The following is a 12,939-nucleotide window of genomic DNA, read 5'->3' on the forward strand; positions in this document are numbered from 1 at the left end:
ATATAAGAATGTGATGAAATTTATTCCTAAGGTCTTCTTAAAGTGAAAAAAAATCTGAGAAGTTTTACCTGCAGGGAAAACTTCTTAATACAAAATATTTACAACTATAAGTTTACCTAATCACCAGCAATACCAAATTAACGGGGGTATATTAAGATTAATGATTCACCTAATACAATTAAATTAAATCAAACAATTATGAAGCACTATTGGTATTTATTGTGTGTCGTATTTTTACCTCACATTGGAGCAATGGCCAAAAACCATGAGCTATACTTGCCTAAAGCAGATACAGCTTTATCAATCCTGGATAAACTTAACCAACAGACCACAGTTACAGGGCAGGTTACAGATGAAAATGGCGTACCTGTTTTAGGAGTTACAGTTTTCATTGAAGGTACTTCGACAGGTACGACTACAGATTTTGATGGTAATTACTCCATTGAAGTTCCGGATGAAAACAGTATTCTTGTTTTTACTTCCATAGGATTTAGCAGGAAGGAGGTTACCGTAGGAAACCAAAGTGTGATAGACATTTCTCTTGAACCCGACGTAACCTCTTTAAATGAAGTAGTTGTCACCGGTCTTGGTATTAAAAGAGAGTCCAAAAAACTCGGATATGCTGTCACCTCTGTAGATCCCGAAGAACTCACCAAGGGTAGAACTGTCAATGTAATGGAATCCCTGGAAGGCCAGGTTGCCGGCTTAAATATTACCCCACCTGCAGCCGGGGCTGGTTCCAGCATGCAGATACGTCTTAGAGGGCAGTCTGCATTTGCTGGTGCCAGTAACTCACCTTTAATTGTTATCAATGGTCTTCCAATGGATCAAGGCGCAAGGGGAGCTAATGGCCGTGATAACAATAGAGATACGGGAGACAATTTACAAGGTATAAACCCGGACGATATTGAAAGTATGACTGTGCTTAAAGGTGCTACTGCAGCAGCAATTTATGGAGCCAGAGCGGCTAACGGAGCCGTTATAATCACCACCAAATCCGGTAGCCTAAATCAGGGAATTGGGGTGGAATTTAATTCGAATATTACTTTTTCAAATCCACTAAATTTTATAGATGAAATAAGACAAACTCAATATGGCCAGGGAACTGGGGGTAATAGACCTCAGACTCAGGGTGAAGCCCAGAGTACAGGTCAATTTGGTTTTGGCGCAAGGTTAGATGGACAACCATCCATAAATTTTGATGGCGTGGAAAGGCCCTATAGAAATTACTCCGCTCCACTTTTTGACTATTTACGCACTGGAACGAATATTACCAATACGATTGGTTTATCTGGTGGAAATGAAAAAGGTAGTTTTCGTGCTTCATTTGCCAACACAAAGGCAGAAGGTATAACACCAGCGAATGAATATAAAAGGAGAATTTTTAATATTGGTGTGAATCAAAACATTACGGATAAATTAAGTCTTCTCTTAAATGTTAACTATTCAAATGAAGAAAATATCAATCCTCCGGAAATTGGTACTCAAGGTCCTGGAGCAGCGAATTTCTTTAACAGACTTGCGAACTCCGTACCAGAATCGGCTTATGAGCAAAGTGCAATAGATCCAGAGACCGGAGCAGAACTTCGTACTAATGGATTTTTAGGAACTATAAATAACCCTTACTATCAGTTACAAAAGGGCCAGTTTTATATTGATGACCGAAAAAAGTTACTCGGTACTGCTACTCTTAGATATGAGTTTACTGACTGGTTATATTTGCAGGGTCGATATAACTACGATTACAGCACCACTTTTAATGAATCGAATTCACTTAATGGTGCTGGAGCTACCACTATTTTTGAAGGCGATACCGGTTTTTACAGAGGGCAATATAATGTTGGACAACAACAAAGTACTGATATAAATGCTGATTTCTTGTTAGGAGCAAACCAGGAATTTGGAAAATTCTCAGTTGATGCGAGTTTTGGTGGGAACACCTGGAGGTCTAAATTTCAAAATCAATTCCAGTTCTCAAGGCTTTTTGTGGTGCCAGACTTGTACTCAATTTCAAATGGCACTAATTTTGAAACCGATAATGGTGTAAATCCATATAGCTTTAGTCAATTCCGGATTAATTCACTTTACGGATTGGCAGAATTTGGATTTAATGATTTATTGTTTTTAAATGTTACCGGAAGACAAGACTGGTTCTCTGTACTAAACCCTGAAAATAATAGCGTGTTCTACCCTTCTGTTTCAGGAAGTTTTATCTTTTCAGAATTGGTGAATGGCCAGGATTGGTTGAATTATGGTAAGCTTAGAGGATCATGGGCAGAAGTGGGTAGTGTTAATGGAGTTGGCACCTATGAAGGAGTGTTAAATTATTCCATTAATCCACCCCTAAATGGACAAACAACTGCGAGTGTTGCTGGAGGTTCTGCTCCCAACCGATTTTTACAGCCATTTACAGTGACTGAAAAAGAGATTGGTATAGAAATGAGAATGTTCGATAATAGATTAAGGCTTGATGTAGGCGCATTCGATAAGGTTACTACAGATCAAATTTTAGATGTAAACATTTCCAATGCTTCAGGATACACTGAATCGAAGCAAAATATTGCATCCCTACGAAACAGTGGTTTGGAAACCTTGATTGAATATTCACCCATTCGATCCGAAAATTTTAATTGGACCACCTCATGGAACAATGCTTATCTTTCTACAGAAGTATTAGATGTTGGTAATGACAGTGGTACTATACTTGTAGTATATTTTAATGGTACTGGGAATGAATTTCTTGGAGAACTCCGATATACTGAAGGGCTTCCTATGAATCAATTGTATACAAGAACCTACAGGCGAAATGAACAGGGACAGATTTTAGTAAATGATGATGGTCGTTTGCTCGCAACAAACAGCAGTACACCGGGAGCTGAGGAAACTAACGGATTTTTACCAGTAGGTAGTTCGATTCCGAAGCATACTGGTGGATGGAATAATAACTTTAGCTACAAGAACTTCAATTTTAGTTTCTTAATTGATTATAAACTGGGCGGTACTGTGTTATCTTCTACTCTTTTGAATATGACTAGACAGGGACATTCCAAACTTTCTTTGGATGGTCGTAGAGAGGGTGAAAATGGAATAATTGTTCCAAATAGTGTTTATGAAAGTAACGGACAGACCAACACTACAGCGGTTTCCAATTTACAAGGCTTTTACGCTGATTATCGCAACCTTCAGATTGGCGATCCATTTACTTATAAGTCAGACTTTGTAAAGTTAAGAACCGTTTCTTTATCATATAATTTTACAGATATGTTGAGTAATGTAGCATCTTTAAAATTTGTAAAAGGACTAACTTTAATGGCAGCCTGCAGAAATGTAGCCATACTTCATAAAGATTTACCAGGACTGGATCCTGAAGCAGTGCAATCATCTGGTGATTTTAGAGCCGGTTATGAGAATGCTGCTCTTCCAACCACCCGCAACTATACTTTCAGTCTAAATTTAAAATTCTAGAAAATGAAAATTACAAAACAATTTATACTCTTATTTGTTGCCTCTCTACTTATCGTAGGTTGCGATGATGATTTTGTCGAAGTCAATACCGACCCTTATGCAGTTAACGATGTCGACCCTGCTCTGCTATTTGGGGGAGCCCAACGAATTGGAACTGGAAGTCTTCAGGCAGAAAATACTATTGTACAGCAGTTTGTAAACCCTTATAATCAGGGTGCTACTCTTGGCTTCAATTTCAATGCAGATATTGATGGAGTAAATAATGGAATATGGAACGACGCCTATGGTGGTGATCTTCGAAATATTATACAGGCTTTAAACCTTCTGGATGAAGATACCGAGCGTACTAACCTGGAGAATATGATCCGGATCTGGAAAGCACATATCTTTATGAGATTGGTCGATACTTATGGAGATGTACCTTATTTTGAAGCTGGAAGAGCGGTAAGTGATATTATTTTTTATCCTGTTTATGATGATGATGAGATAATTTATGAAAATTTACATGCTGAAATTACCGATGCAGTGGCTTCATTTAACCCCAATGGAGAGTTTGTCTCTGAAGATCTTTTTTATGGTGAGAATGGTTCAAATCCAACAAATTCCGCATCAGCGCAGGTGGAGAAATGGAGAAAACTGGGTAATTCGCTATTATTGAGATTAGGTATGCGCTATTCCGAACTCAATCCTTCCAAGGCTGAATCAATTGTTTCAGAAGCTCTTAATGGAGGGGTTATGACTTCAAATGATGATAATGCGTATATAGTTCTTGATGGAATTAGAAATGTTAATGGACGCAATAATCTCTTACGTGATTTTCCATTTTTCTATTATGCTGCAGAACCATTCGTGGATCAATTAAAATCTACTAATGATCCCAGAGGTACGTATATATTGGCAACCTATGATGACCCGGGAGCAATCGTAAATGATCCAGAGCCAGACACCGATTTGGACAATCAATTTGGTGTTCCAATTGGGGTAACAGATGTGGAATTAAGAGATACTTCTCTGGGCTATAGAGGTGCAAGAGGTGCAGGCTTAGACTATTCTCAATTCAATGTTTACTCTGTATTATCTCCCGCAGCTCCAGAGGAGTATGTAACATACCCGCAAACCGCTTTGCTGCTGGCAGAGGCTGCATATAGAGGATGGATAGATGGGGATGCTCAGGAATATTACGAAGAGGCTATAACTGCACATATGCAAATGTATGAGATCTATCCAAATACCGCTTCAATTACAATGTCAGAAATTGAATCTTATCTCAACGAACCGGAAGTAGCGTATGATGAATCCAATGCTCTTGAATTAATTAATACACAATATTGGATTGTTAGCTTTACAAATGCAGCTGAAGCGTTTGCCAATTTCAGAAGAAGTGGTTATCCTAATTTAAATCCTAATACTTTTAATGATGATTTAGTAGCCGGAGGTGGGTTTGCAAATAGATTTTCCTATCCAGATCGTGAGTCTTCGGCAAATGCAGAAAACTACTCAGCTGCAGCCGCAGCTATAGGTGGAGATAATTTGATTTCAAGAGTTTTTTGGGATATTGAATAAATAAATAAGATGTTGTAATTGTAATCAATAATTGAGCTCGTTAGCTTGTTTTAAGTGGCGATGTAATTATTATATCGCCACTTTTTTATTACTGGTCTCCTTCCAATCTACGAACTGGTTAAAAGTAGAAAATCCGAGCTATTTCTTTTCTCTCGATGTACTCCATTGGGAGATCTTCCTATAAATTATGTGGCCTAAAACCATTATAATCTTCTCTCCAATGATCAATTTTCTCCTGGACATCTTCTATGCAAAAAAACCATTTAATGTTTAAACACTCATCTCTAAATGACCCCTTAAAGCTTTTAATTAAAGGATTATCTGTAGGTTTTCCAGGTCTTGAGAAGTCCGGTTCTATTTTATTTTCGTAAGCCTATTTATCCAATACTTTACTAATAAACTCGCTTCCGTTATCTACCTATATTCCTTTCAGATTTTGTTTATTTTCAAAGGTAAAACTTTCCATTACTTGTACCTAATCACTTCCTTTTACTAATTTTCCAGCTTAAATCGCAAGACATTTTCGACTATAATTATCCACTATAGTTAAAGCCCTAAATCGGGACCCATCATACAGCTGATCACAGACAAAATTCATGCTCCAGCACTAGTGTAAACTAGAGGCATTTCCTTCAGTAGGTTTTCTCTTGGCAGCGGAACGATGCGTTTTTAGACGTTTGGATCTGAGCTTAAGTCCTTCTTCACATTAGACCCTATTCACCCTTTTATGGTTCTCAGAAACCATAGCGAACCCCAGTATCGGTGATCTCCCTCATTCCCATACGGAGCAACTCATTACCGCGTTAGATATTTTTGTAATGGAAAACACTCTTGAAGAGCAGTACCAAGTGACAACAGCGATTAATAGAGATATCATACTCCATTCAAATATTACCGACCAACTCCCGCCTTTTGCGCTCTTCTCAGTATTTTCAATAGGTACAGACATTAATTATTTTAAGGTAACCTTTTAGTTATCTTCAAGTTGGACTTATATACTTTATACATCTATGCCGTAGAGGGCTTTCATCGCAAAATCTAAAAAATTACCAAAAAGGTGCTTTTACTAATAGTATGTCACTACTCAAGCTAATCTATCTGACTACAAGAAATTGAGAAGAAAAGGACCGTTCCTTTGTATAACTGGAGCCTTATGGATATTCAGGTGATGCTGACCCCCGTTCAGGCCATACTGACCCCTCTAGAGATTTTGGTCAAAAAGATAAGTTAATGACAATATTACAGTTTTTTTCTAAGACTTTCTCCCTTAAGTTCTATTCAATGGGAGGTGTATACCAGACGGTCTAAAATAGCATCGGCTATGGTAGCTTCTCCAATAATATCATACCAGCTTCCCACTGGTAATTCACTGGCAATAATGGTTGATGATTTTCCGTGCCTATCCTCAATGATTTCCATCAGATCCATTTGTTGTTTCTTGTCCAGATGAGCCAGACCAAAATCATCCAAGATCAATAGGCTGGCCTTAGCCAGTTTATCAAAGAACTTCAGGAAGCTTCCATCAATACAGGCCATTTTAGTTTTCATCAGTAATTTCTGTGTATTGAAGTACAGTATCTTATTCCCCTGGCTACAGGCCTGGTGTCCTAAAGCCGAGGCAAGGAAGCTTTTGCCGCAGCCTGTGGCACCGGTAATTAATACCGATTCCCCTTTTTCCAAGTATGTTCCGGTAGCCAGGTCGGTGATCTGGTCTTTATTGATTCCCCTGGCGGTTTCCAGGTTTAATTCTTCTATGGTAGCCTGGTAACGGAACTGGGCACTTTTCTTCAGGCGTTCAAAACGCCGGTGGGTACGTTCTTCGGCTTCGGCCTGTAATAATACTTCTAAACCTTCCCCCAGGGATAGCTCGTGGTGTTGCCGGGTTTCTATCATAGCTTTCCAGCTTCGGTGCATTCCCCCGAGCCGGAGTTGTGATAATTAGTTTTCAATGGTGTTCATGTGATATTTGATTTTAATAGTTACTTATTATAAAAAGAAGCCCCGCGGATATTCCCATGAGTGGGCAGGGATTTTACCTTTTGTTCCTCCTGATAGTCGGTCATCCGGTTCTCCAGGACCTGCTTTAAGAACCGGTAAGAATACTGCCCATGGTCCAGGGCAATTCCACAGGCTTTAATAAAGCTTTCCCTATTAGTTTTCCGGGACAGGTTCAATATGCCATCACAGGTTTTGTAGAGCTGCTCGGAGTATTTGTTCTGTTTGAACAAGGCTTCCATGTACCGGTAAAGTTCTTCAGAGTGGTTATACCCACGCTGCAGGTAATATGTGGGGCTAAGCTCTTTATAATACTGGTGGTGGGAACACAGGTGTTCTTTCCGGATGGTATAACCTGCTTTTTTTTGGTTCCTGGGATGCGTGGCAATAAGGCCTACTTTATGGTAGATCCTCACCAGCAATCGGGTGTAGACTACCTTGACCTTCATGCCAATGTAGGTATAGGGAACGCTGTAATAGTGTTTGTCCATTCCCAGGTAAATATGATTGTTCTTGGCCACTTTATGTTCCCTGTAATATTTGATCTCGAAGGCTGTTTCCGATAAAGGCTGCAGGGTATGTTTTTCATCGGCCAGGAACTTTTCTTCCCTACAGTAATCCTTCTGCTGCATCCGGGTCTGGTTATGCTCCCTGACCTTTTGGGCAATGGCTTTGTTCAAAGAAGGAAGGTCAAAGAAAGTGAGCTTGCGAAGCTTGGCATATACCCGGCTGTAGATCAGCTTCACCTGGTTCTCCACTAAACCTTTGTCCTGAGGCTTTCTGGGACGTGCCGGGGTAACAGAAGTGCCATAGTGATTGGCAAAGTCTTCCAGGGCACGATTGAGTTCAGGCTCATAGGGATTGGCTTTTATTACTGCCGATTTTAGGTTATCCGGAATCAAGGTTTGGGGAACTCCGCCAAGATCTTTTAAACAACAGCCAACTGCATAAATAAAATCTTCCAATTTCTGACTGGGCACGGCCAGGGCAAAGCAATAATCGGAATAAGGCAGACAGGCAACAAATACCTGGACCTTGATTTCCTCCCCGGTATCCCTATCAATATAAGATAAAGTCTTTCCGGCGTAATCAATAAAAAGCTTGTCCCCAGCCTTATGGTCCAATACCATGGAGGGTTTCCCACTGCGCAGGTATTGCTGGAGGTGCCAGCAGAACTGGCCATAGCTATAGGGATAAGGATTTCCTGTTTTATACTCCTCCCAGAGCAACTGCCGGGTAACACCTACTTTTTTAAGCTCTTTGCTGTAGTATTCCAGCTGTGTCTTAAGATGCTCGTAGCGCTCGTCTTTGTAAGCTGGGTTTCCGGGCCATATTTTCCCTTCCAGTACCGGGTCTTCCATTGCCAATAGAGCTTCAATTGAAAGATCGCCTGCACGTGCCTTCTTTATATATCCTTTTACAGTATTCTTGCTGATCGAGAGGGTTCTGGCAATGGTTATATGCCCTTGCCCTTTTTGTGCATACGAAGTATTTGCTTTACCTGACTCATTCGTTTTGGTTTTCCGGCCATTACTTATCTTTTGATGGTATCCATCAAATAAACCAAAACCAATACAAAAAGCTGGGGGGCAACATGCTCCTAAATAATTTTTCCAGTCAGCTTTTTTTTTCTACAAGGGGTCAGCATCCGCCGGAATAACAGATACCTAAAAAGGTGGGCTTCAGAGGGGTCAGCTTAGTCCTGAATATCCACCTTACGATTTAGCAATTTTATATCATTTTGGAGACAGTATATCGCTGGTCATAAACGCCAATTCCTTTACGGTTAGCCCCAGAGGAATTGAAATATCAGACAGAGCTTAATTTACAGACCCTACAGGTACAATTCTGTTCAAAAAAAGCATCATGCACCTCGTTTTACAGAAGGCATGACTCATTTTTAAGTTTTTGTTTCCTTTTAAAGGTTGGACCTGACATAAGTAGTATTCGTTTTTTAGCAGAACCCTTAAGGGCTCGATCACACCACTGGAACTTTTAAAGGCGAAAATTTTCGCTGAAAAATAATAGAAAAACGCCTGACATTTACTTCAGAGAAATGAAGAATATTTGGACTTTTTCTTCATTTAGTGTAGAAATCATGATTGACAGTAATGCATTGATATTTTACTGATCGGATTTCTAACCACAACTAAAGTATTACTGGATTTTAAAGCTGCTCTTCTCTCTCACGAAATTTGCTTGGTGGTATCCCATAAAATTCTTTAAAACTAGTGGAGAATTTAGAAACGCTGGAAAATCCGGTGGCATAAGCCACCTCCGAAACAGTGATTTTTTTTGAAGCTAATAGTTCTCCGGCTTGAGTTAATCTTACATTTTTGATAAGTTCTCGGGCAGACTGATTAGTCAATTGTTTTAATTTCCTATATAAGTGAACTCTACTAATTCCTAATTCCTGTGCAATCATCTCAACATTTAGATCTGTTCTATGCATATTTTCTCCAGTGATATCCATAAAACGCTGAATCAATTTCTCATCAGCGGATTTAATTTGAACCTTTTCGATTTTTTCATTATAAACCTGATTACCGCCGAATGAATTTTTCAAGATTTTCCTATTTCCAATGAGCCCCTTTATGGTCTTTTTCAGGATTTCAATGTTGAAAGGCTTTGCCAAATAAGCATCTGCACCTATATCTAAGCCTTGTGCTTTTGTTTCAAAATCTGTTTTACCGGTTAATAGAATTATCGGAATATGATTAATCTTAATATTATGCTTTACTTTTCTGCAAAATTTAATGCCATTCATCTGGGGCATTACTATATCACTTACAATAAGATCTGGATTTTCTTTTAAAACTAGCGGGAAAGCGGATTTTCCATTGGAGGCTGAAATGATATTGTAGTGTGATCGTAATTCCTGACATATATAATTTCTTACATCCTGGTTGTCATCTATAATAAGGATTTTCGGCTTATTTTTATTATTAGTTTTTGAATCGCCTTCATCTTTCAAAATTGGAGAGATCATCTTTTTCTCTTCTGGTTTAGAAATTTCAGGTTTATACATTCCATGGTCAATTTCATCTGGCCTGAGATGCTTTTTACCTAAAGGTATACTGACAACAAATTTACAACCGATTCCAGTTTTGTTATTTCTGGCATAGATAGTTCCATGATGTAATTTGGCAATAGAACGTGTAAGATGAAGACCTATTCCGGCACCTTCAGAACGGCGTAATTTACTGGCCTGGTAGAAACGTTCAAATATCTTTTCTATCTCTGTCTCATTAATTCCGACACCTTCATCTTTAATTATAATATGAAAAAATCTAATTCCAGATGTTGTTGAGTTATTATTACCGAGATTTTTAGTTGTAATGAGGATTTTGATCAGACCATTTTCTGGAGAAAATTTGAATGCATTAGAAAGTATGTTCTGGATAATCTTATCGAAATGGTTTGGATCTATCCAAACATCAAGCCTTTCCACTTCTGAAAGGAATTCTACCCGAAGGTTCTTTTCATTAACTTGATCTTCAAAAAGAAAATAAATATCCTGAACAAAAGATATCAAATCTACTTGACGAAATCTTAGAGTGATCTGACCCTTATCCAATTTTCTGGCATCGACTAGTTGTTGGATCAACTGCAAGATACGATCAGAATTGCGCTGCATTATACGGTAACTCTTTTGTCTCGCCTCATTATCGTCATTAAGAATTAATTTCTTCAAAGGGTTCACAATTAATGAAATAGGTGTTTTAATATCATGCGAAATATTCGTTAAGAATTGAAGCTTCGCTTCGTTAATTTCCTTTGCCTGCTCATAATTGCGTAGCCTCTTTTTCGTTTTTTCACGCTGACGAATTTGATGAATAAAGAAACAACAAAGGACAATAAATATTATGGCGTAAAGAAATTTTATCCATGTCGAGAAATACCAAGGAGGATGAACAATAACACCTAATTTTCTGATAGGAGAAAAATGACCCTGATCTTCGGCTCTAACCTGAAAAGAGTAATAATCAGGTTGTAGATCGCTAAAAACCACGCTATTATCACCTGGTTGCAATTTGATCCAATCTCCACCATCAAATTTATATGAGAACGTCACTCTTTCAGGGTTGCCAAATTCCAACGACGAAAACTCAATACTAAAATCATTATCTTTATTTGATAAATGAAAGGTGTCGGCATCGATAACAGCTTTATCTACTATATCGAACTTTCCAGATTTCATCCCTTTTTTTACATTTCTATCCTGAAGATAAAATCCAGTTATCCTTACGTTTAAATCTACTTGCTGTTCTACTATTTCACTGGGATCAAAGTAGGTGACACCGTTCGTACTACCAAAATATGACTCATCCTCGGAAACATACGAAGCATTCTTCATAAATTCGTTACCTTGAAGCCCATCCCCAAAGAAATAATTTATAAATTGTTTTTTTGCAGGAATCAATTTAGAGAGACCATGACTAGTACTTATCCACAAGTTGTTGGCTTTATCGCTGACAATGGAACTTATTATATTGCTCGGCAGACCATCTTCAGTTGTATATTTTCTCTTAATTCCTTCACCTTCTGGTTTAATGAAAAGGCCTTCGGATGTTCCAATCCAAAGATTATTCTCTTTATCCTCAAACAATGAATAAATAATCTTACCGCGCAAGAGACTGTTGGTACCTTCTTCCGTGACATAACTATAGGTCTTTAAATCTAAAATGGCAAGACCATCAAAAGTACCTATATAGAGTTTCCCACTTTGGGAAAAAAGAAGGCAATTAATCCATTCGTTTTGCAGAACATCTCTTTCGTTGTATTTATCATCATCTTTAATAATATTATGGTTCTTTATTTCACCAGAAATCAGGTTAAGGGAAAAAAGTCCGGAACCCATTGTTCCGATCCAAAGGTGGTCGCTGTTATCTTCAGTCAAACTGTAGACCCGATTGACTTTGTAATTTTTTTCGTCTATTAAGTTTTCAACATATTCAATTTCGCCGTTTTCTTTGTTTAGTTTAGCCAATCCATTTGAATAGGTTCCGATCCATAGATTCTTTTTAGAATCTTCATAAATATGCATGACTGTAGATGGATTCTTGGGGCTAGTAATATCATTTACGTAATGATATTTTTTTTTCAGCCTTGGAGAAATACCGTATAATCCATCGCCATCAGTTCCTATCCACAAAATTCCCTCATTATCTTTAAACACAGACATCACAGGGCTTGAACCAATAACATCATGTTTAAACGAACGGTATCCTATATAGTTAAAATTGTTTTTTCTTGCAGGTATCAGCATAACCCCTTTGTGATATAAACCTAACCATAGATTCCCTACTTCATCTTCCATAATTGAATGGACTTTAGCCTTAGAAAAATTGTAATTGGGAAAACTAATGTCTGTTTGACTCATCTTCTGTTGAGAAGGAAGGAAGGTTTTTAGCCCTGCACCATCAGTGCCAATCAGTATCTTATTATCTGCCAATAAGTGCAAAGAAGTTACAGATGTGTTTTCGGTGGTCGAAATAAGAATAAATTTATCGGAAGATTTGTTGTATTTCAATAGACCCTGATTAAAACTACCTAAAAAGATATTGTCATTCAAATCCTGTATAATCGTGGATAAATTGCCTTGATATTTCTCATTGGAGAGATATTGTTTAACACGATTATCTGAATCAATTTTAAAAATTCCCTGATCCTGTGTAAGAACCCAAAGGTTTTGCTCACTATCTTCAAAAAGATTCGAGATATATGAGCTCGTAATATTGTGTGATAAACTACGTGCTATAGGTGTTGAACTTGAAAAATCCACTTCAAAAATCCCCTGGCCAGATGTTCCTACAAGAATTTGTCCATTCTTCCTTTCTAGCATTGTTAATACGTGGGCTTTATAAGGTTTATTATTGTCCATCATCAGAGGAATCTCTTCAAAACTCTCTGTTG

5 protein-coding genes and 1 pseudogene are annotated in these 12,939 nt (G+C 38.1%); 2 read left to right on the forward strand and 4 right to left on the reverse strand.

All coding sequences use genetic code 11. From position 1 onward, the window contains the following. The first annotated feature begins 198 nt into the window (after positions 1-198). Positions 199-3,465, forward strand: coding sequence for a SusC/RagA family TonB-linked outer membrane protein (locus RM541_RS01445; protein ID WP_311498449.1), 3,267 nt, complete (start codon positions 199-201; stop codon positions 3,463-3,465). Positions 3,466-3,468: 3 nt separating this feature from the next. Continuing rightward, positions 3,469-5,028 carry a SusD/RagB family nutrient-binding outer membrane lipoprotein gene (locus RM541_RS01450; protein ID WP_311498450.1) on the forward strand — a complete coding sequence of 520 codons (1,560 nt, stop codon included), beginning with the start codon at positions 3,469-3,471 and terminating at the stop codon, positions 5,026-5,028. A 178-nt stretch (positions 5,029-5,206) separates the two neighbouring features. Here the strand turns inward: RM541_RS01450 and RM541_RS17460 are convergent, their stop codons facing one another. The 4 genes and pseudogenes from RM541_RS17460 to RM541_RS01465 all read right to left on the reverse strand — a co-directional run bounded on the left by RM541_RS17460 (position 5,207) and on the right by RM541_RS01465 (position 12,910). Beyond that, entirely contained in the window at positions 5,207-5,386 is a 180-nt protein-coding gene (locus RM541_RS17460) for an integrase core domain-containing protein (RefSeq protein ID WP_432264654.1), read from the reverse strand. Between the two features lie 920 nt (positions 5,387-6,306). Then, positions 6,307-6,954: pseudogene (gene istB, locus RM541_RS01455) on the reverse strand (IS21-like element helper ATPase IstB); the annotation flags it as partial. A gap of 53 nt (positions 6,955-7,007) precedes the next feature. Beyond that, complete coding sequence (gene istA / locus RM541_RS01460; protein ID WP_311498653.1) at positions 7,008-8,597, reverse strand: IS21 family transposase; 1,590 nt, start codon at positions 8,595-8,597, stop codon at positions 7,008-7,010. Positions 8,598-9,190: 593 nt separating this feature from the next. Further along, positions 9,191-12,910 (reverse strand): hybrid sensor histidine kinase/response regulator transcription factor, encoded by a 3,720-nt coding sequence (locus RM541_RS01465; protein ID WP_311498451.1) that lies wholly within the window; start codon positions 12,908-12,910, stop codon positions 9,191-9,193. Positions 12,911-12,939: the final 29 nt, after the last annotated feature.

Origin of the sequence: Autumnicola psychrophila (assembly GCF_031846645.1) — a bacterium.
Lineage (GTDB): Bacteria > Bacteroidota > Bacteroidia > Flavobacteriales > Flavobacteriaceae > Autumnicola > Autumnicola psychrophila.